We start from the raw sequence: 18,707 nt of genomic DNA, 5'->3' as shown, positions 1-18,707 counted from the left end.
ATCATTTCCCTGCCGGGTCCGGGCAGAGCCCGGCCGCCGGAGGCCAAAACCCCTCCGTCGCCCCTATCGCAACAGCGCCGCTTCCACCTGCGCCCACAGCCCGGCGAAGGCGCGGGCGGCGGGGCTGTTGGGTTGGAACTGGGCGACGGGGGCGCGGTGGACGGCCATTTGTTCGACGGCGGTGGAATAGGGGATGGCGGGCCAGTCCGGGTGGGTGCTGACGGTTTCGCGGTGCAGTTTGCGGCGGGCGTCCACCATGCTCCAGACGGGGAGGAGGGCCGGGCGGTTGATGCCGCCGCGGGCCAGTTCCTGTCGCAGCTGGCCGGCGGCGCGTTCGCTGAGCGGGGAGGGGATGGTGGGCAGCACGATCAGGTCTGCGGCGCGGAAGATGCGCTCGGCCAGTTCGGAGAGGCCGGGCGGGCAATCGATCAGGATGCGATCATAGCTTTCGGTGAAGCTTTTCAGCTGTTTTTTCAGCTGCTTCGCCTTGTCTGACTGGGCGAGGTCGCCTTCCAGCCGACGCAGCGAGCGGTCTGCGGGGAGGATGTCGAGGTTCGGGAAATCCGTGTGGAGGACGAGGCCGGGCAACGCCTCCTCTCCGGCGAGCGCGGCGCGGGCTTTCTGGCCGGGGGTAGGTTCGCGTTGCAGCAGCCATGTGGCCGCGCCTTGCGAATCGAGATCCCACAGCAGGGTTCGGCGGCCGCCGGTGGTGGCGGCTGCATGGGCAAGGTTCACGGCGCAGGCGGATTTGCCGACGCCCCCCTTGATCGAAAAGACAGCGATGGATTTCACGCCCGGAGTATGCGGGCGGGATATGTCAGCCGCAAGCGTGGAAGGGTTTTAGGCCGCCAGAGCGGAAGCGAGACGGTCCCGCAACACCAGCAGTTCGGTGAGCAGGCTGTGCGACGTAGCGGCAGCCGTGGGCAGCGGGATCGGTGCCGGAGCGGGTTCGGAGGCGATCGGGGTAACCGGCGCGATGGCCGCAGGACGGCCCCGGCCTTTGGCCGCGACGGATTCGCCATTGGCGATGGCGACGAGATTGCCCGCGCCATGATCCGTGATGAGCTTGCGCACGCCCTTCACGGTGTAGCCGTCCTTGTGGAGCAGCTTGTGCAGCGCGGAGGCGAAGGCGACATCGCCGGGGCGGTAATAGCGACGGTTGCCGCCGCGTTGCAGCGGCTTCAGCTCCGGAAAGCGGGTTTCCCAGAAGCGCAGCACATGTTGCGGCACGTCGAGAAGTTCGGAGACTTCGCGAATGGTGCGAAAGGCCGCCGGATCCTTGCCGTCGGCGTCTGCTTCCGGGGGGAGCGCCATCTCAGTCGTTCAGCTTCTGCCGGAGCAGCTGGCTCGGGCGGAAGGTGAGCACGGTGCGCGGCTGGATCGGCACTTCCACGCCGGTTTTCGGATTGCGGCCCACGCGCAGCCCCTTCTTGCGCAGCATGAAGCTGCCGAAGGAGGAGAGCTTCACATTGCCGCCGTCCAGCAGCGCCTCTGTGATGGTGTCCAGCACCTGTTCGACCAGATCCGCCGATTCCGCGCGGGACAGGCCGATGGTCCGGTGCAATTCGTCCGCCAGATCCGCTCGTGTGAGCGTCGGCACCGATTTCTGGGTTTGAACCATTCAGCCCCCCGAAACTGGCAATTCAGCCTGCCGCCAATTCGGCCTGCAGCCCTTGTTGCCATCTGCATTTCTGCCACCTGCAAACCAGCCAACTGCGCACCAGTTGGCGGCCAACCGAATCACACATGGGAAGCGCGCGACTCGGACACAAGCTTTATGAACGGGAAGGCTAATCAAAAGCGTGGCTTGGCGGAAGCCCTTAACAGCAGGGAAATGCTTAATCCGAAAGGATTTTACGCTTGGCCGCCGCATGCGCGCGGCAGAGCGCCCCCGAAACCGGCGAATCAGGCCCTGAGCAGCACCGCGCCCCATGTGAAGCCACCACCCATCGCTTCCAGCAGGCAGAGGTCCCCCGGCTTGATCCGGCCGCTACGCACGGCCGCATCCAGCGCCAGCGGCACGGATGCGGCCGAAGTGTTGGCATGGCCGGACACCGTCATGATCACCCGCTCCATCGGCAGGCCCAGCTTTTTCGCGGTGGCCTCCAATATGCGGGCGTTGGCCTGATGTGGCACGATCCAGTCGATCTCGCTGGCGGAAAGCCCGGCGTCTTCAAGGACTTCGAAGGTAACAGAGGCGAGGTTGGCAACCGCGTGGCGGAACACCTCCCGCCCCTTCATGCGCAACTTGCCGACGGTGCCGGTGCTGCCCGGGCCGCCATCCACATAGAGTAGATCGTTGTGCCGCCCATCCGCATGCAGGCGGGCAGAGAGAATACCGCGCGAATCCGTCTCCTGCGCTTCCAACACGACAGCCCCCGCGCCATCCCCGAACAGCACGGCGGTGGTGCGATCCTCCCAATCGAGGATGCGGCTGAACAGTTCCGCGCCGATCACCAGCGCCCGGCGGTGCGCGCCGGTTTTCAGCATCGCGTCCGCCACCGTCAGCGCATAGACGAAGCCCGAGCAGACGGCGGCGACGTCGAACGCCGCGCCCTGCCGGATGCCCAGCCGCGCCTGCACGGTGGTGGCGGTGGCCGGGAAGGTCTGATCCGGGGTGGCGGTGGCGACGATCACCAGATCGATGTCCGCCGCGCCGACGTTCGCCGCCTGCATCGCCGCCTCCGCCGCCTGCACGGCAAGATCGGAGGTTTTCACCCCCGGCGCAGCGACATGGCGTTCGCGGATGCCGGTGCGCTCGACGATCCACTCGTCAGACGTGTCCAGCCGGTCCGCCAGATCGGCGTTGGTGACGATTTCGGGCGGCAGCGCGCTGCCGGTGCCGATGATGACGCTGCGGCGGGCCATGGGGTTCAGGCTGCTCCCACCGCCGGTTCCGGCGATGGCGGGGCCGGGCGGTGCGCGGCGAAATTCTTCAGATCCAGCTGGATGCGGCTGTTGATATCCTGCGTCACCAGATCGTGCGCGACGCCGATGGCATTGGCGAAGCCCTTGATATTGGCCGCGCCATGGCTTTTCACCACCACCCCGTTCAGGCCCAGGAACACCGCGCCATTGTGGTTGTTCGGGTCCAGCTGATCACGCAGCGCGCGCAGCGCGGGCCTCGAGAACAGATAGCCGATCTTCGTGAGCAAGGAGGCGCGATAGGCGTTCGCCAGCAGCCCGGTGACGAGCTTGGCCGTGCCTTCCGCCGTTTTCAGCGCGATGTTGCCGGAAAAGCCGTCCGTCACGATCACGTCGGTGTTGCCCTGCGCGATGCCATTGCCTTCGACATTGCCGAGGAATTCCAGCGGCAGGTCCACGGCCGCCGTGCGGATCAGGGCAGCGGCGTCGCGGATCGCTTCCGTACCCTTCATATCTTCCTCGCCGATGTTCAGGAAAGCGACCTTGGGCTTGTCCAGCCCCAGCACGGTGCGGGCGAAGGCCGCGCCCATCACCGCGAACTGCACGAGATTTTCCGCATCGCATTCGGTGTTCGCGCCCAGATCGAGCACCACCGAATCGCTTTTCAGCGTGGGCATCAGCGCGACGAGCGCGGGGCGGTCGATCCCCTGCATGGTGCGCAGCGCCAGCTTCGCCATCGCCATCAGCGCGCCGGTGTTCCCGGCGGACACGGCGGCCTGCGCCTCCCCTGCCTTCACCGCCTCGATCGCAAGGCCCATGGAGGTGGATTTGGCGCGGCGGATGGCCTGACCGGGCTTGTCCGTGCCCAGCACCACGCCCTCTACATGGACGATTTCCGCCTCCGCCGCGATGCGCGGAGCGGCGGCGAGCGCGGCGCGAATCAGCGGTTCCTGCCCATACAGGCGGAAGCGAAGCTCCGGATAGCGCTCTCGCGCGAGTTCGGCCCCGCCGATCACGACTTCGGGGCCGACGTCTCCGCCCATTGCGTCCAGGGCAATGAGCGGGCGTTTCAGGGTTTTGTCAGCAGTCACGCGGCGTGACTAGCCATGGCCGGGCGGGGTATCAAGCGCGGTTTCGCGTGGCCACCCCTCCCCCTTCGATCAGTCTTCCGACGCGATCACTTCGCGGCCGTCGTAAAAGCCGCAGGCCGGGCAGATGTGATGGTTCAGCTTCAGCTCGCCACAGTTGGTGCATTCTTGCGGTTGCACCGCGACCAGCGCGTGGTGGCTGCGCCGCATGTTGCGCCGGGAAGGCGAGGTCTTGCGCTTGGGGACGGCCATGAGGCACCTTCTTCAAATCAAAAGGGCGGGAAGCGCGACAGACGCGCCCGAACCGCCCGGACAGTTGGGAATCGAGCGCGCGGTCTTAGCCAGAATCCGGAAAAAGGCAAGTGGCAAGCGCGAAGGGGAGAGCGGAAACATGCCGGTGACGATGATTTCGGCGGGGATATTGGGCCTGTTGCTTGTGGCTCTGGCGCTGCGCATTTCCATCCGTCGGCGCGCGGCGGGCATATCGCTGGGCGATGGCGGAGACGCGGAGTTGCTGGCCCGGGTGCGGGCGCACGCCAACTGCGCGGAGTGGGTGCCCATCGGCCTGATACTGCTGGCGCTGGCGGAGCGCAGCGCGGGAGCCACCCCGATTGTCATCGCGCTGGCGGCGCTGCTGGTGGGCGCGCGGCTGCTGCACCCGCTGGGGATGAGCCGCCCTGCCCCGAACGCGCCGCGCTTTCTGGGGGCGGTGCTGACCTATCTGGCCGTCGCCGCGCTGGCCCTGCTGGTGATCGCGCGGGGATTCCCGCCCTGCGCGTCTTGCGGCGCGGCATGAGGAGAGGCATGGACGGTCGATGATTCCCGCCTTCTTCGGCCTTGCCGGCACCCATATCACCGATGACGAGCGTGCGCTGTTCCGCGCCTGCGATCCCGCCGGTTACATCCTGTTCAAGCGCAACATCGACACGCCCGATCAGGTGCGGGCGCTCACCGATTCGCTGCGCGCGCTGTCTGGCAACGCGCAGGTTCCGATCCTGATCGATCAGGAAGGCGGCCGGGTGGCGCGGCTGCGGCCGCCGCACTGGCCGGAATTCCCGCCGCCCGCTATGTTCGGCGAAGCATTCGCCAAGGCCCCGCTGACGGCGATGGCCGCCGCGCGAGCCAATGCGCAGGCGCTGGGCGTGATGCTGGCAGAACTGGGCGTGAACGTCGATTGCCTGCCGCTGCTGGACGTAAAAGCCGAAGGCATGCACGAGGTGATCGGCGACCGCAGCTATGGCACCGATCCGGCGATGGTCGCCTCGCTGGGCCGCGCCACGCTGGACGGGCTGAAGTTGGGCGGCTGCGTTGGGGTGGTGAAGCATATTCCCGGCCATGGGCGCGGCACGCTCGATTCGCATCTGGCGCTGCCCACCGTCACGGCGAGCGCCGAGGAACTGGAAACGGACCTGATCCCGTTCCGTCGCCTCGCCGATGCGCCGATGGCGATGACGGCGCATATCCTCTACACCGCGTGGGACGAGACCTTCTGCGCCTCCCTCTCCCCCACGATCATCCGCGACATCATCCGTGGCTCCATCGGCTTTGATAATTTGCTGATGTCAGACGATCTGGGCATGCAGGCGCTGGGGTTGCAGCCGGGCGGCAACACGATGGGCGGCCGCGCCACCGGGGTGATCGAGGCGGGCTGCGACATCGCACTGCACTGTTCCGGCGATTTCGCAGAAATGCGCGAAGTGGCGGATGCGCTGGGGCCGATTTCCGCCACGGCGGCCGAACGGCTGGCGCGGGCGATGGCGTGGCCGGTCGCCCCGGCCGGAACCGTCACCAAACTGGCAGAGCGGCGAGACGCCTTGCTGGCGGCGGCATGAACCAGCCGTTCGCGGAAGACCCGCCGCGGACCCCGCCGCTGCCCGAAACCCTGATCGTCTCGTTCGAAAGCTGGGAAGGCCCGCTGGACCTTCTGCTGAACCTTGCGCGGCACCAGAAGATCGATCTGGCGAAAATCCCCATCCTGCCGCTGGTGGAGCAATATCTGGCCTTCATCCAGAAGGCCCGCGCGCTGAAGCTGGAGATCGCAGCCGATTATCTGGTGATGGCGGCATGGCTCGCCTATCTGAAATCCGCCCTGCTGCTGCCGCGCGAAGAACAGCCCGATCCCGATCCGAACCTGCTGGCCGAACGGCTGCGCTGGCGGCTGCAACGGCTGGAAGCCATGCGCGATGCGGCGGACAGGCTGATGCAGCGAGACCTGCTGGGCCGCGACGTGTTCGCGCGCGGCAAGCCCGAAGGGCTGCGCACCGTGCGCCAGTCGCAATGGGACGCCACGCTCTATGACCTGCTGCAAGCCTATGGCGCGCTGAACCAGCGGCCCAAGCCCGGCCCATGGACCCCCCACAATCGCGGCGCCATCTGCACGCTGGAAGACGCGCTGCAACGCCTCTCCAGCCTGATCGGCACCGCGCTGGACTGGACGGAACTGGCGAAATTCCTGCCCACCACCGAAGACCGGCAACTCGCGCGCTCCACACTGGCGTCCTCGTTCGTGGCGGCGCTGGAACTCACCCGCACCGGGCAAGCGGAACTCACACAGAGCGGCGCATTCGGGCCGCTGATGCTGCGGATGCGGAGCGCAGGGTAGGGGCGGGCTGGCGGGAAAGTTTGCCTCCGGGTCCGGGACAGGCCAAGCAGGGCTCTGCCCTGCACCCGGCAGGGAAATGATTTCCCTGCACCCTCTAAGTTGGCGGGGTGGCCTAATTCCAACGCCGTGTGAGTGATCAACTTTGATTGCCTGCGGCGCAACGCGGCTCTCTCCCCCTGCAAGGGGGAGAGTTGGAGAGGGGGTGTCCACGCCGGGCCTGATCCACCAACCGCCCCACCCGCTCAGCCTGAGTCCTGAGCTTGTCGAAGGGTCGAAGGCCCCCTGAGGAACCCACCACGCTCCCCACACCCACAACCGCCACCCCCGGATCAAGTCCGGGGCGACGGGTGGAGGGGTAGGTGGTGCACGCCCTGAAACGCCGCAGGCACTAAATCCCCAACCTCGCGCCAAGCGGATGGCCCCCACCCCAACCCCTCCCCTGCAGGGGAGGGGCTAAAAAACGGCGATTCTATCCTTTGCAAACCCGCCGACTTTTCGGCTTTTGCTGCTACCCTCTTCCCCCGCTCAGGCTGAGCTTGTCGAAGCCCCATGGGGCGACCCCCGACCTGCTCAGCCGTTGAGCATTCACGTCCGGGGCTTCGACAAGCTCAGCCTGAGCGGAACGGAAGACAGGCAGGCGATTTCGGTTTGCAAAAGATACAATCGCCAAAAAAACTGGGGGCGCGCGAGCGGCGTCACGCCCCTGCCGGGTCCCGGGCAGCGCCCGGGCCGCCGGAGGCCCCCAGCGCCCCCCCTCAAATATGCGGCCGCCGCCCTGCCCACGGCACTTCCGTTTCCAGCTCGGCGGCGATTTGCAGCAGCAGGTCTTCGCGGCCAAAGGGGGCCATCAGCATCACGCCGATGGGCAGGCCGTCGTGGCTGGTGCCCAGCGGCAGGTTGATGGCGGGGCAGCCGCTGATGTTGGCCAGTGAGGCGAAGGGTGAAAAGGCGGAGAATTCCGCACCGAAGCGGGAGGGATCGTCCTGATCCAGATGCAGCACGCCCAGTTCCACCGGAGGTTTGGCAAGCGTGGGGCTGAGCAGCAGGTCGTGGCTTTCGAAGAAGCTGTCCACGGCGATGGCGGCGGCTTCGAAGCTGGCGATGGCGGCTTGCAGCTGTTCGCCGCTGCGGCTGGCGGCGATGTGCCGCCACATGGCGGTGATTTTCTCGATCGACTCCGGCGCGGCTTCATGGCCGACCAGTTCGGCGTGGGTGGCCAGCGTGCGGGCGGTGCAGATGGCGATGTTGGTGACGTTGGCATCCATCATCGCGGCCCAGTCCACATCGGGGCGGGCTTCACGCACGCTGTGGCCAAGGCGGCCCAGCAGCAGGGCCGTGTCATGCACCACGCCATGCACGTCTGGATCGAGGTGATCGCCGCTATAGGGGGTGAGCATCAGGCCGACATCAAGGCGCGGGGCCTTATGCCGGATCGCTTCCAGCCAGCCGCCCTCGGGGGCGGCGGGGCGCACGCGATCGCCGGGCGCAGGGTGGGCGAACACGTCCAGAAAGGCGGCAGCGTCGCGGACGGTGCGGCTGATCGGGCCGATGCCGGACAGGCCGTTCCAGTCCTCCACCTTGCCCGGGCCGAGCGGGATTCGCCCGCGCGAGGTTTTCAGGCCCAGAAGGCCGCAGCAGCTGGCGGGCACCCGCACCGAGCCGCCGCCGTCTGACGCCTGCGCCAGCGGCACGGTTCCCACCGCCACGGCCACGGCGGCCCCGCCAGACGAGCCGCCTGCGGTTCTGCCACTGTTCCACGGATTGCGGGTGAGGCCATTGGCGATCGATTCGGTGGTGACGGTCAGGCCCAGTTCCGGCGTCGCCGTCTTGCCGAAGGTGAGCAGCCCGGCGGCGTCGGCGCGATCGACGAACAGCGAATTGGTGACGGGCAGATGCTCCAGATAGCGGCTGCCGGACCCGGTGCGGACGCCCGCGATATTGATGCCCAGATCCTTCACCAGGAAGGGCACCCCGGCCAGCGGCGATTCCGGCAGCGGCGCGGCCGCCTGCGCCTGCGCGCGATCCAGACAATCCTGCGCCATATAATCCAGCAGCGGGTCCGTCGCGCGGACGCGCTCCACGGCGGCTTCCAGAAGCTCCTCCCGCGTCACATCCCCCTTCTTCACCAGCCGGGCCAGGCCCGTTGCATCAGTGTCGCGATAGAGGGATGCGATGTCGGTCATTCCATGCTCCTCAGCCTGTCCAGTGCGGCGGACAAATCTGCGATGAGATCGTCCGGGTCTTCCAGCCCGATGGACAGCCTGAGGCTCAGGCCGGACGGGGTGAAGCTGTTCAGCCTGCGGATCTTTTCCGGGCTGGTGGGAATGGCGATGCTTTCGAAGCCGCCCCAGCTAAAGCCGATTCCGAACTGTTGCAGCTGATCGAAGAAGCGCGGCGCATCCGCGCGCGAGCCGATGTTCAGCACCACCCCGAACAGGCCGGAGCTGCCCGAGAAATCACGTTTCCAGATCTCGTGCCCCGGGCAATCCGGGAAAGCCGGATGCAGCACGCGGTCCACCAAAGGGTGCGCCTTCAGCCAGTGGGCGACGGTGAGCGCGGATTGCTGATGCCGGGCCATGCGCATGGGCAGGGTGCGGAAGCCGCGCAACGCCAGCGCCGCTTCATCGCCCGAAACGCACTGCCCCAGCTGCCATGCGGTGTTGCGTAGACGCGGGAAATAGGCGGCCGTGGCGGACACACTGCCCATTATCAGGTCCGAATGGCCGCCGACATATTTGGTGAGCGCCTGCACCACCATGTCGCAACCCGCCGCGATTCCCTTGAAGAAGTGGCTGGCGGCCCATGTGTTGTCCAGCAGGGTGGGGATGCCCGCCGCCTTCGCCGCCGCCGCGATGGCGGGCACATCCTGCACTTCGAAGGTGAGGGAGCCGGGCGATTCCAGCAGCACCAGCGCGGTTTCCGGGCGGAACAGTTGCGTGATTCCGGCCCCGATCAGCGGATCATAGGGCTGCGCTTCCACGTTCAGCCGTTTCAGCATTCCCTGCCCGAACAGGCTGGTGGGATCATAGGCGCTGTCCGGCAGCAGGATATGATCGCCGGGCTTCACCACCGACAGGATGGCCCCGGCAATCGCCGCCACGCCGGAGGGGTAGAGCATGGTGCCCGCCGCGCCCGGTTCCAGCCCCGTCAGCGCTTCGCGCAACGCCCATGTGGTGGGGGTGCCCTTGCGGCCATAGAACAGGGTTTCGTCCTGTAGGCCGTTGGCAGCGTCCATCGAGGCGATGTCCGGGTAAAGAATGGTGGAGGCGCGCCACACCGGCGGGTTCACGATCCCGCCGGTGCCTTCGCGATTCTGTGTCCACTCCGGCCGGCGGCCTGCGTGCGCCGCCCAACTATCGGGTTTTTCCGCCAAGCCCCTCTCAGGCCCCCGTGACGACCGGCGTATCCGCCTGCGCGCCCCATTCGGCCCAGCTGCCATCATACAGCGCCGGGCTTTTCGCACCCAGCAGGGTGGCGGCCAGCACGATGCTGGAAGCGGTGATGCCCGAACCGCAAGTGGCGATCAGCGGCTTCGCCGGATCGACTCCGGCAGCGGCGAAGGCGGCATTCAGCCCCTCTGCGTCCTTGATGGTGCCGTCTGCATTATACAGCTCGCTGTAGGGAAGGTTCTTCGCGCCCGGAATATGGCCGGGGCGCACGCCGGGGCGGCTTTCCGGCTCCGCACCGGCAAAGCGCGAGGGCGATCGGGCATCGACCAGTTGCGCCGCGCCGGTTTTCAGATTGTCGCGCACGGCGGCCAGATCGCGCACGGAGGACATATCCGCCCACACCGTGAAGTGGCGGTGGCGCACCACCGGCTTGCCGCTTTCCAGCCCGCCGCCGGCTGCCTTCCACGCCTCCAGCCCGCCATCCAGCACGGCCACCTGATGCGCGCCGAACAAATGGAACATCCACCACGCCCGCGCGGCCGTGCGCAGCGGCGAGTTATCGTAAACGACGATGCGCGAGCCATCGCCCAGCCCCAGCGCCTGCGCGCGGGAGGCGAATTTTTCCGGCTTGGGCAGCATGAACGGCAGGCCGGACGACGTGTCAGCGATTTCCTCGATATCGAAGAACACCGCGCCCGGAATGTGCGCGGCTTCGAATTCGACGCGGGCGTCGCGGCCATGATCGGGCAGGAACAGGGTGGCATCCACCACGCGCACGTCGCTCTTGGAAATCTCGGCCTTCAGCCATTCGGCGCTGACAATCGCGTCCATCAAGTCCCCCGGTCACCATTGGCCAGTCGAAATTCCGGCCATCTGTTTCTGCCGCGCTGGCCTTGGCCAGCTCTCCCTGCGGCTCTTACCGGCCCCCGGTAGCGGGGACAAGTCAGCTATGATGCGCTCACCTGATAGCAGGCACGCAACTTTCGGCGCGGCGGGCCGTGATCTCAGCCGATGCCGAAAGGGATGGAGATGGCCGACACCCCCGTGCTGGGCCCGGAGAAGGGCCTGCACCCCCCGAATCCAACCCAGAATCCATGGGCGACCGCCCGGCGGCGGCGCGGCGCGTTGCAGCCGTTCGACGCCGCCTCTGCCACCGCGCTGGCGGGGGAGGCCCCGCCGTCCGGGATCGAGCGACGGCTGTCCAACAGGGCGCAGGCGCTGTGGATGCGGCTGCGCGGGGAGCGGCGGCTGCCATCGGCCGATGGCGCGACCGCGCTGCTGGCACCGCCGTTTGCCGCGCAGGCGATGCGGGTGGAGCGCAGCCGGGGCGGGCTGGTGACGATCCGCGAGGTGGGTGCAGAGTTGCTGCGGATGCAGTTCGCACATGAGGGCACCGCCATGAACATGGCGGCCTCGTCCGCCAATGCGACGCTGGGCGTGGGCGAGCGCGCCGTGGCGCTGGCGCTGGAAGCGATCGCCGCCGGGCAGCCGCTGCATCTGGACAGCGATTTCGACCCCGACATCGGCGGGCCGCGCCCGGCCATCCTGTTCCGAGCAGTGGCCCTGCCCTTCGCACCGGAGGCCGGGCAGGGGTTGACCGGCGTCGCGGTGGCGCTGATTTCCTGGCGCACCCTGCTCTCGCAGGCGGAAACGGACGATCTGCACCGGGAACTGGGCGCGGCCATCGCCTGGCTGGCGAACAACTCGCGATGAAGCCCATGGATTGCCGCAGAAAATTCGGAAGCCGCCGCAAGATTCCGACGCCCTCGCTGCTTGAAGCCCTGTAAAGGGAGGCGCATAGCTCCGACACGGTTGGGCATTTGATGCCGCCGAGGTGACAGAGAGACGATGCGAATGCCCAGCACGGCGAAAACGGCGGCCCCGCCTACGGATCTGCAGAGGTTTCCAACCGCGCTGAAGCGCCAGTTCCGCGACCTGCTGTTCGGCAGCGCGGCGCTGTCCGAGATCGAGGGGCTTTCGGACCCCGATCTGGACCGGCTGGCGGATTTCGCCTTCCGCACCTTCGCGGTGCGGCTGCCGGGCGCGCACAATGTGGAAGTCGGTTCCGGCGAGGGCGACGCGGGCAACCGCCACATGGCGGTCGCGCTCTCCACCGATGATATGCCCTTCCTCGTCGATTCGGCGACTGCCGTGATGGGCAGTTTCGGGCTGGAGATTCAGCGGCTGTTCCACCCCATCATGGGGGTGCGACGCGACGGTGACGGCCGGGTGGTGGCGCTGGGCGAGCCGGATGCGCCGCGCGAAAGCCTGATCCTGATGGACGTGGAGCGCGCGCCCGCCAAGCGCCGCGCCGACCTCGCGCAGCAGCTGGGGCTTGTCTATGGCGATGTGCGCCGCGCCGTGACGGACTGGCAGCTGATGCTGCGCGAACTGCGCGCCGCCGCGCGGGAGCTGAACGACCGGCCGCCGCCGATTGCCCCGCATGTGCTGGCCGAAACCATCGCCTTCCTTGAATGGCTGGCCTCCGACAATTTCACCCTGCTGGGCTTTGCCGATGGCGAAACGCGGCTGGGGCTGATGCGCGACCGCGAGCGCTGGCCCGCGCCGCAGGATGAGGCCGGGGCGAGCGAGCCGCTGAGCATCCACAAATCGCCGCTGCGCTCCACCGTGCACCGCATCGTGCCGCTGGACGTGATCAGCGTGCGCCGCTTCGATGCCAAGGGCAGCGTGGTGGGGGCGGTGCATTTCCTGGGCCTGTTCGCCAGCGCCGCGCTGCGCGAAAGCCCGCGCCGGGTGCCGCTGGTGCGGCGCAAGGTGGCCGAAGTGGCCGAGCAGCTGGGCTTCACCCCGCGCAGCCACGCGGGCCGCGCGCTGACGCATGTGATCGAGACTTTCCCGCGCGAGGAAATGTTCCAGATCGACACCGACGAACTGCTGGAGATGGCGCGCGGGCTGCTGAGCCTGCTGGACCGCCCCCGCCCGCAGTTGTTTGCGCGGCATGATTCGCGCTCTGCCAAGGCCTCCTTCCTCGTTTACATCCCGCGCGAAACCTATTCGGCGGATTTGCGCGCCCGCATCGGCCGCATGCTGGAAGGCGAAACCGGCGGCAAGCTGGACAAATTCGACGCGGAACTGCGCGCCGAGGGCCTCGCGCGGGTGCATTATGTGGTGGACGGCGTGGCGACCGCGCCCGACGCCGCATCGCTGAACCAGAAGCTCGTGCAGCTGACGCGCGGCTGGGACGACGAGCTGGAGCTCGCCCTGCGCGACCGCGCAGGCGCAATCCGCGCGGCGCGGCTGGCACTCTCCCACGGACGCGCCTTCTCGCCCGGCTACCGATCCGAATTCACCCCCGCCGAAGCGGCGGCCGACATCCTGCGGCTCACGGAACTCTCCACCCCGGATGATCGGCATGTGGCGCTCTATCGCCGCGCCGGAGACCCGGACAGCATCATCCGGCTGAAAATCTACCGGCTGGGGGAGATCATCCCGCTGTCCGATTCGGTGCCGATGCTGGAGAATTTCGGCTTCCGGGTGATCGAGGAAGTCCCCTACGACCTCGCCGGGGGCGAGCTGGGCTGGATCCACGATTTCACGCTGGAAGCCAATGTGCCCGCCGCCGAACTGCCGCCCTTCTGTCAGGTAGTGAACCCGGCGCTCGACGCGGTGCTGACAGGCACGCAGGAAAATGACGGCTTCAACGCGCTGATCCCGGCCTGCGGGCTGACGGCGGAGGAGGCCAACTGGTTGCGCGCATGGTTCCGTTACCTGCGGCAGACGGGCAGCGCCTATTCGTTGCAGACCGTGGTGGACGTGCTGAAGCGCAACAAGCCCGCCACGCTGGCGCTGATCGCGCTGTTCCGCGCGCACCACGCGCCGGACGGCACGAAAAAGGCCGCCGAAGCCGCGAGCGAACGCTTCCGCGAAACGCTGGACGCCGTGCAGGCGATCGACGACGACCGCATCCTGCGGCTGTTCCTGGGGCTGGTGCAGGCGATGCTGCGCACCAATGCCTTCGTCCCCGGCGGGCCTGCCGCGCTGGCCTTCAAGCTGGAATCGGCGCGCGTGCCGGGCCTGCCCAAGCCGCTGCCCTGGCGCGAAATCTGGGTGTATAGCCCGCGCGTGGAAGGCATCCACCTGCGCGGCGGCCCTATCGCGCGAGGCGGGCTCCGCTGGTCTGACCGGCGCGACGATTTCCGCACCGAAGTGCTGGGCCTTGTGAAGGCGCAGATGGTGAAGAACAGCGTGATCGTGCCCACCGGCGCGAAGGGCGGTTTCTTCCCCAAGCAGCTGCCCGATCCCGCCGCCAACCGCGACGCATGGGCGGCGGAGGGCCTTGAAGCCTATAAGCTGTTCATCCGCACCCTGCTCTCCATCACCGACAATCTGGATGCCGAAGGCAAGGTGGTACCGCCGCATCATGTGAAGCGACTGGATGCGGACGACCCCTATCTGGTGGTCGCGGCAGACAAGGGCACGGCCACCTTCTCAGACACCGCCAACGGCCTCGCGCTGGAGGCGGGCTTCTGGCTGGGCGACGCCTTCGCCAGCGGCGGCTCCGTCGGTTACGATCACAAGGCGATGGGCATCACCGCGCGCGGGGCATGGGTTTCCGTGACCCGCCACTTCGCCGAAATGGGCGTGGACGTGCAGGCCGATCCCGTCACCGTGGCGGGCGTGGGCGATATGTCCGGCGACGTGTTCGGCAACGGCATGCTGCTGTCGAAAAGCCTGAAATTGGTGGCGGCGTTCGATCACCGCCACATCTTCCTTGATCCCGCGCCGGACCCTGCCGCCAGCTGGGCCGAACGCGCCCGGCTGTTCGCGCTGCCGCGCTCCAGCTGGGCCGATTATGACGCGAAGCTGATTTCCAATGGCGGCGGGGTGTTCCCGCGCAGCCAGAAATCGATCCCGCTGTCGGCCGAAGTGCGCGCGCTGCTGAATATCGACGCCGAAGCGCTGGCCCCGGCCGAACTGATGACGGCGATCCTGAAGGCCCCGGTGGACCTGATGTGGTTCGGCGGCATCGGCACCTATATCAAGGCGACGTCTGAATCGAACGGCGACGTTGGGGACCGCGCCAACGACGCGCAGCGGGTGAACGGGCAGGATGTGCGCGCGAAGGTGATCGGCGAAGGTGCGAACCTTGGCGTCACACAGGCCGGGCGCATCGAGTTCGCCAGCCATGGCGGGCGTCTGAACACCGACTTCATCGACAATTCGGCGGGCGTCGACACTTCCGACCATGAAGTGAACATCAAGATCGCGCTGGGCGCGGCCACCCGCGCCGGGCGGCTGACGGAGGACGCGCGCGACACGCTGCTGGCCGAGATGACGGACGAAGTGGCGGCCCTCGTGCTCTCCAACAATTCGGCGCAGACGCTGATCCTCTCCGTGGTGGAAGCCAACGCCCGCGAGCGGCTGCAGGCGCATGTGCGGCTGATGGAAATGCTGGAAGCCTCCGGCCGGCTGGACCGGCAGGTGGAAGGTCTGCCCGGCCCGCGCGACATCGAAGAGCGCAAGCGGCTGGGCCGGGGCCTGACGCGGCCGGAACTGGCCGTGCTGCTGTCTTACACCAAGATGGAGCTGAAAGACGCGCTGGTCGAATCCGATCTGGTGACCGACCTGCTGCTGGAAGAGGATCTGTTCCGCGCCTTCCCGCCGATGATGCGCGGCCCTTACGAGGCCGAAATCCGCGGCCACCAGCTGCGCCGCCAGATCATCGCCACCAAGCTCGCCAACTTGCTGGTGAATCGCGGCGGGCTGACGCTGGCGCATGACCTGTCGGCTGAACTGGGGCTGCCGCTGTCCACCATCGCCGCCGCTTTCGTCTCCGCGCGGACCCTGTTCGATCTGGAAAGCCTGTGGGCCGCCATCGACGCCGCAGAGGTGCCGGCAGCGCAAGCGCTGATCTTCCATGGCGAAGCCGCCGGCCTCACCCGCGCGCTGGTGGGCGATCTGGCCGTGCGCACCGGCGCGGAAAACCCCGAGCGGCTCTCCGCCCGCCTCGCCCCCGGCCTGAAGCGACTGCTGCCCCGGCTGGACAAGCTGCTGCGCCCGGAACCGCGCGCGCAGGTGGAAGCCGTGCGCCAGCGCCTCACGCTGGCCGGTGCCCCGGCGAATGTGGTGGACTGGATCGCCACGCTGAATGCGCTGTCCGGCGCAGCAGGCGTGGTGGCGCTGGCCTCAGACCTAGAACTGGACGAAGGCAAGACGGCCGAAGCCTACACAAGGCTGGGCGAAGCGCTGGGGATCGACTGGGCGCACGGTGCCACCCGCGCCCTGCACCCCGCCGACAGCTGGGAACGGCTGCTGGCAGCCACAGCCGCCCGCGCCTTCGAAACCATGCGACTGGACCTGATCGGCCGCCTGACGCCCAAAGGCGGAGACCCGCTGGCGGAAACCAACAGCTGGCTGAAAGCCCATGCAGCACAGGCCGACGCCATCGCCCGCACCATACAAGCCGCCCGCATCACCGGCGCGCCGACGCTGGCGATGCTGGCGCATCTGGCAACAGTGGCAAGGGCTGCGCTGATCGGTTGACGGGTTTGGGGGGAGTAAATGAAGGGGCTCTGCCCCTTCACCCCGGCAGGGAGCCGTGCTCCCTGCACCCTATTTCCTCCGGTTTCCCTGACTTTCGGCCTGCTGCGTGCCCGCATGATGTCGCGAACTTGCGCGACAGTCTTTATCAACTGTTGATAATGCACTATCCGTCGCGGCAGCAGGAGATTGCTGATGATTAGCGCAGATCTGGGGCAGCAGCTTGAGCAGTTCGTGGCCAGCCTTGTGTCGACCGGCCGCTACAACTCGAAAAGCGAGGTTCTCCGCGAAGGGGTGCGACTGATTCAGGATCGGGAAACGCGTTTGGCGGCGCTTGATGCCTCGATCACGCGCGGTCTGGCCGATGCCGACGCCGGGCGAACTGCCGCCGCGGACACCGTGTTTGATCGGCTGGAGGCAAAATATCGTGCGATGGCCGCCCCTGACAGATGATCGTCCATCTGTCGGCCGAAGCCGAATATGATCTTGAGGCGATCGGAGACTATATCGCGCAGGACAACCCGCAGCGCGCGTTGAGCTTCCTGCACGACCTCCGGATTAAATGCACGGAACTGGCGGATATGCCCGAGCGATTCCCGCTCGTTGCACGCTATGAGGCATCCGGCGTACGGCGGCGTATCCATGGCGATTATCTGATTTTCTATCGCGTCGAACCCGGAAAGATCGTGATTCTGCACATCCTGCACGGCGCGCGGAACTACAGCGCGATTCTGTTCCCCTTCTGAACTCTGATCATATGAGTATCGCGCTGAAACGATAGGCTTTTGAGTAACAAGGAGTCATCTGACAATGCGGACAGACCACATCCTATTCACGAGTGTCGCAATTATGGCAGGCATGCCGACCTTGGCATCTTCCGATGCGAAATGGACAGATCATCTCAAACTAAAATGCTCTTTCAGAAGCTCCACGCATTGCAACGAACGCGGGAATTCCTGCACGAAATCGGATACTTCGGAAGGGATAACAGGAAATATTTTGATCGACTTTGACAAAAACACATTCATCCATAGCTCAGAATTTCAAGGAATACCCGCATCAAGTGAGCCAACTTCCGGCAAAATTCTCAATCTCCTATGGTATCCTCCAGAAGAATACAGAGGAACTGTAATTCTATTTTTAGATAGCGGGCGCATGGTCAGCATACATGCGCAATCACTGGACGCAGTCATTCAAAGCGCAGCATTTGCTGAGCCGCATACAGCGCTTTACCATTGCAAGCGTGTTGAGGACATCACACACTCTCTTAAATAAGGTTTGAAAGTGTCCGCCTTGCTCTCGTCACATCAATATCAGGGCAAGCCGTCAGCGTTGCAGGCTATCAACACTGTTCAATGGTACATTTGACCGGATGGCGCACAACGCCAATGTTGAGGGTGCAGGGAAATCATTTCCCTGCCCGCCGGAGGCAAAAAAGCCCCACGCTCAGCCCCCGCCCTTGCCTCGCCGCCGACTTTCCCCTATGGCCCGCCGCTTCAAGATAGCCGGAGGGGCCATGCGCGGAATTCGCCGCGAGGTCAGCGATCGGCAGAGGAAGAGAGACACGCATGCCGTTTTACGAGCATGTCTACCTCGCGCGTCAGGATCTGGCGCCTGCGCAGGTGGAGAGCCTCACAGAGGCGTTTACCAAGGTTGTCACCGACATGGGTGGTGAGGTGAAGGGCACCGAATATTGGGGCCTGCGCACCATTGCCTATCGCATCGCGAAGAACCGCAAGGCGCATTATGTGCTGCTGAACATCGAGGCCCCGGCGCCTGCGATTCAGGAGCTGGAGCGTCAGGTTTCGCTGAACGAAGACGTGATCCGCTATCAGACCATCCGTGTCGACGCGCTGGAAACCGGCCCGTCCGCGATGATGAAGAAGTCTGACCGTGCCGAGCGCGGCGAACGTGGTGAGCGTGGTGACAGGGGCGATCGTGGTGATCGTGGCCCGCGTGGAGATCGCGGCGATCGCGGCCCCCGCCCGGACCGTGCCCCCCGGGTTGAAGAAGGAGCCTGGTAAGCCATGGCACGCCCGTTTTTCCGTCGCCGCAAGAGCTGCCCCTTTTCGGGCAACAATGCGCCGAAGATCGATTACAAGGATATCCGCCTGCTGCAGGGCTTCGTCTCTGAACGCGGCAAGATCGTCCCTTCGCGCATCACGGCGGTTTCCGCCAAGAAGCAGCGCGAACTTTCGCAAGCCATCAAGCGCGCACGCCATCTCGGCCTGCTGCCCTATCTCGTGAAGTAAGGAGCATATT

Annotated in this window: 19 protein-coding genes; 10 read left to right on the top strand and 9 right to left on the bottom strand. The window is 66.4% G+C overall.

Features of this window, described 5'->3' with window-relative positions:
• Nucleotides 1–63: 63 nt before the first annotated feature.
• The 6 genes from FJQ54_RS14270 to rpmF all read right to left on the bottom strand — a co-directional run bounded on the left by FJQ54_RS14270 (nucleotide 64) and on the right by rpmF (nucleotide 4,205).
• Nucleotides 64–792, bottom strand: a complete 729-nt coding sequence (locus FJQ54_RS14270; RefSeq protein WP_140929095.1) for a ParA family protein — start codon at nucleotides 790–792, stop codon at nucleotides 64–66.
• A gap of 48 nt (nucleotides 793–840) precedes the next feature.
• On the bottom strand, nucleotides 841–1,314 hold the full coding sequence (locus FJQ54_RS14265; protein ID WP_140929094.1) for a MerR family transcriptional regulator: 474 nt from the start codon (nucleotides 1,312–1,314) through the stop codon (nucleotides 841–843).
• A gap of 1 nt (nucleotide 1,315) precedes the next feature.
• Nucleotides 1,316–1,621, bottom strand: coding sequence for an integration host factor subunit alpha (locus FJQ54_RS14260; protein ID WP_140929093.1), 306 nt, complete (start codon nucleotides 1,619–1,621; stop codon nucleotides 1,316–1,318).
• 284 nt (nucleotides 1,622–1,905) lie between these two features.
• Nucleotides 1,906–2,868 (bottom strand): beta-ketoacyl-ACP synthase III, encoded by a 963-nt coding sequence (locus FJQ54_RS14255; RefSeq protein ID WP_140929092.1) that lies wholly within the window; start codon nucleotides 2,866–2,868, stop codon nucleotides 1,906–1,908.
• Nucleotides 2,869–2,873: 5 nt separating this feature from the next.
• Nucleotides 2,874–3,956 carry a phosphate acyltransferase PlsX gene (gene plsX, locus FJQ54_RS14250; RefSeq protein WP_268920588.1) on the bottom strand — a complete coding sequence of 361 codons (1,083 nt, stop codon included), beginning with the start codon at nucleotides 3,954–3,956 and terminating at the stop codon, nucleotides 2,874–2,876.
• A 69-nt stretch (nucleotides 3,957–4,025) separates the two neighbouring features.
• Nucleotides 4,026–4,205, bottom strand: coding sequence for a 50S ribosomal protein L32 (rpmF, locus tag FJQ54_RS14245; RefSeq protein ID WP_140929091.1), 180 nt, complete (start codon nucleotides 4,203–4,205; stop codon nucleotides 4,026–4,028).
• A gap of 139 nt (nucleotides 4,206–4,344) precedes the next feature.
• Here rpmF and FJQ54_RS14240 point away from each other — a divergent pair, with 139 nt between their 5' ends.
• From FJQ54_RS14240 to FJQ54_RS14230, 3 genes are read left to right on the top strand one after another with little or no spacing between them, the layout of a single operon-like run.
• Entirely contained in the window at nucleotides 4,345–4,749 is a 405-nt protein-coding gene (locus tag FJQ54_RS14240) for an MAPEG family protein (RefSeq protein WP_140929090.1), read from the top strand.
• Nucleotides 4,750–4,768: 19 nt separating this feature from the next.
• Nucleotides 4,769–5,785: a beta-N-acetylhexosaminidase gene (nagZ, locus tag FJQ54_RS14235; RefSeq protein WP_140929089.1), complete on the top strand. Its 1,017-nt coding sequence runs from the start codon at nucleotides 4,769–4,771 to the stop codon at nucleotides 5,783–5,785.
• On the top strand, nucleotides 5,782–6,555 hold the full coding sequence (locus FJQ54_RS14230; RefSeq protein ID WP_140929088.1) for a segregation and condensation protein A: 774 nt from the start codon (nucleotides 5,782–5,784) through the stop codon (nucleotides 6,553–6,555). The genes nagZ and FJQ54_RS14230 overlap by 4 nt, the downstream gene beginning before the upstream one ends.
• A 755-nt stretch (nucleotides 6,556–7,310) precedes the next feature.
• Here the strand turns inward: FJQ54_RS14230 and FJQ54_RS14225 are convergent.
• Genes FJQ54_RS14225 through sseA form a run of 3 tightly spaced genes read right to left on the bottom strand, consistent with a single transcriptional unit; the run spans nucleotide 7,311 to nucleotide 10,775 of the window.
• Nucleotides 7,311–8,738, bottom strand: coding sequence for an amidase (locus FJQ54_RS14225; protein ID WP_140929087.1), 1,428 nt, complete (start codon nucleotides 8,736–8,738; stop codon nucleotides 7,311–7,313).
• On the bottom strand, nucleotides 8,735–9,928 hold the full coding sequence (gene metC / locus FJQ54_RS14220; protein WP_235890469.1) for a cystathionine beta-lyase: 1,194 nt from the start codon (nucleotides 9,926–9,928) through the stop codon (nucleotides 8,735–8,737). The genes FJQ54_RS14225 and metC overlap by 4 nt, the downstream gene beginning before the upstream one ends.
• 7 nt (nucleotides 9,929–9,935) lie before the next feature.
• A complete protein-coding gene (gene sseA, locus FJQ54_RS14215; protein ID WP_140929086.1) occupies nucleotides 9,936–10,775 on the bottom strand; it encodes a 3-mercaptopyruvate sulfurtransferase in 840 nt (279 codons plus the stop codon).
• 198 nt (nucleotides 10,776–10,973) lie between these two features.
• Here sseA and FJQ54_RS14210 point away from each other — a divergent pair, with 198 nt between their 5' ends.
• From FJQ54_RS14210 to rpsR, 7 genes are all read left to right on the top strand, one after another.
• Nucleotides 10,974–11,657 (top strand): hypothetical protein, encoded by a 684-nt coding sequence (locus FJQ54_RS14210; RefSeq protein WP_140929085.1) that lies wholly within the window; start codon nucleotides 10,974–10,976, stop codon nucleotides 11,655–11,657.
• 141 nt (nucleotides 11,658–11,798) lie between these two features.
• Nucleotides 11,799–16,448 (top strand): NAD-glutamate dehydrogenase, encoded by a 4,650-nt coding sequence (locus FJQ54_RS14205; RefSeq protein WP_140929130.1) that lies wholly within the window; start codon nucleotides 11,799–11,801, stop codon nucleotides 16,446–16,448.
• 192 nt (nucleotides 16,449–16,640) lie between these two features.
• The gene (locus FJQ54_RS14200; RefSeq protein WP_140929084.1) at nucleotides 16,641–16,898 is read left to right on the top strand and encodes a type II toxin-antitoxin system ParD family antitoxin; all 258 of its coding nucleotides are present in this window, start codon (nucleotides 16,641–16,643) and stop codon (nucleotides 16,896–16,898) included.
• Entirely contained in the window at nucleotides 16,895–17,191 is a 297-nt protein-coding gene (locus FJQ54_RS14195) for a type II toxin-antitoxin system RelE/ParE family toxin (RefSeq protein WP_140929083.1), read from the top strand. Before FJQ54_RS14200 ends, FJQ54_RS14195 begins: the two co-directional genes overlap by 4 nt.
• A gap of 64 nt (nucleotides 17,192–17,255) precedes the next feature.
• Nucleotides 17,256–17,720, top strand: coding sequence for a hypothetical protein (locus FJQ54_RS14190; protein ID WP_140929082.1), 465 nt, complete (start codon nucleotides 17,256–17,258; stop codon nucleotides 17,718–17,720).
• A gap of 293 nt (nucleotides 17,721–18,013) precedes the next feature.
• Entirely contained in the window at nucleotides 18,014–18,469 is a 456-nt protein-coding gene (gene rpsF / locus FJQ54_RS14185) for a 30S ribosomal protein S6 (RefSeq protein ID WP_140929081.1), read from the top strand.
• A 3-nt stretch (nucleotides 18,470–18,472) separates the two neighbouring features.
• Nucleotides 18,473–18,697, top strand: a complete 225-nt coding sequence (gene rpsR / locus FJQ54_RS14180; RefSeq protein WP_140929080.1) for a 30S ribosomal protein S18 — start codon at nucleotides 18,473–18,475, stop codon at nucleotides 18,695–18,697.
• Nucleotides 18,698–18,707 lie beyond the last annotated feature (10 nt).

This window comes from Sandaracinobacter neustonicus, assembly GCF_006385875.1.
Lineage (GTDB): Bacteria > Pseudomonadota > Alphaproteobacteria > Sphingomonadales > Sphingomonadaceae > Sandaracinobacteroides > Sandaracinobacteroides neustonicus.
Note: the sequence above shows the minus strand (reverse complement) of the source record. Positions and strands in the feature narration are given on the sequence as shown.

What these genes read in the sequence shown, in the direction of transcription:
- sseA (WP_140929086.1), bottom strand. Translation starts at nt 10,775, where the DNA reads ATGGACGCGATTGTCAGCGCCGAATGGCTGAAGGCCGAGATTTCCAAG.
- FJQ54_RS14265 (WP_140929094.1), bottom strand. Translation starts at nt 1,314, where the DNA reads ATGGCGCTCCCCCCGGAAGCAGACGCCGACGGCAAGGATCCGGCGGCC.
- rpsR (WP_140929080.1), top strand. Translation starts at nt 18,473, where the DNA reads ATGGCACGCCCGTTTTTCCGTCGCCGCAAGAGCTGCCCCTTTTCGGGC.
- FJQ54_RS14190 (WP_140929082.1), top strand. Translation starts at nt 17,256, where the DNA reads ATGCGGACAGACCACATCCTATTCACGAGTGTCGCAATTATGGCAGGC.
- FJQ54_RS14200 (WP_140929084.1), top strand. Translation starts at nt 16,641, where the DNA reads ATGATTAGCGCAGATCTGGGGCAGCAGCTTGAGCAGTTCGTGGCCAGC.
- FJQ54_RS14240 (WP_140929090.1), top strand. Translation starts at nt 4,345, where the DNA reads ATGCCGGTGACGATGATTTCGGCGGGGATATTGGGCCTGTTGCTTGTG.
- FJQ54_RS14225 (WP_140929087.1), bottom strand. Translation starts at nt 8,738, where the DNA reads ATGACCGACATCGCATCCCTCTATCGCGACACTGATGCAACGGGCCTG.
- rpmF (WP_140929091.1), bottom strand. Translation starts at nt 4,205, where the DNA reads ATGGCCGTCCCCAAGCGCAAGACCTCGCCTTCCCGGCGCAACATGCGG.
- FJQ54_RS14210 (WP_140929085.1), top strand. Translation starts at nt 10,974, where the DNA reads ATGGCCGACACCCCCGTGCTGGGCCCGGAGAAGGGCCTGCACCCCCCG.
- rpsF (WP_140929081.1), top strand. Translation starts at nt 18,014, where the DNA reads ATGCCGTTTTACGAGCATGTCTACCTCGCGCGTCAGGATCTGGCGCCT.
- FJQ54_RS14205 (WP_140929130.1), top strand. Translation starts at nt 11,799, where the DNA reads ATGCCCAGCACGGCGAAAACGGCGGCCCCGCCTACGGATCTGCAGAGG.
- FJQ54_RS14230 (WP_140929088.1), top strand. Translation starts at nt 5,782, where the DNA reads ATGAACCAGCCGTTCGCGGAAGACCCGCCGCGGACCCCGCCGCTGCCC.
- nagZ (WP_140929089.1), top strand. Translation starts at nt 4,769, where the DNA reads ATGATTCCCGCCTTCTTCGGCCTTGCCGGCACCCATATCACCGATGAC.
- FJQ54_RS14255 (WP_140929092.1), bottom strand. Translation starts at nt 2,868, where the DNA reads ATGGCCCGCCGCAGCGTCATCATCGGCACCGGCAGCGCGCTGCCGCCC.
- FJQ54_RS14195 (WP_140929083.1), top strand. Translation starts at nt 16,895, where the DNA reads ATGATCGTCCATCTGTCGGCCGAAGCCGAATATGATCTTGAGGCGATC.
- FJQ54_RS14260 (WP_140929093.1), bottom strand. Translation starts at nt 1,621, where the DNA reads ATGGTTCAAACCCAGAAATCGGTGCCGACGCTCACACGAGCGGATCTG.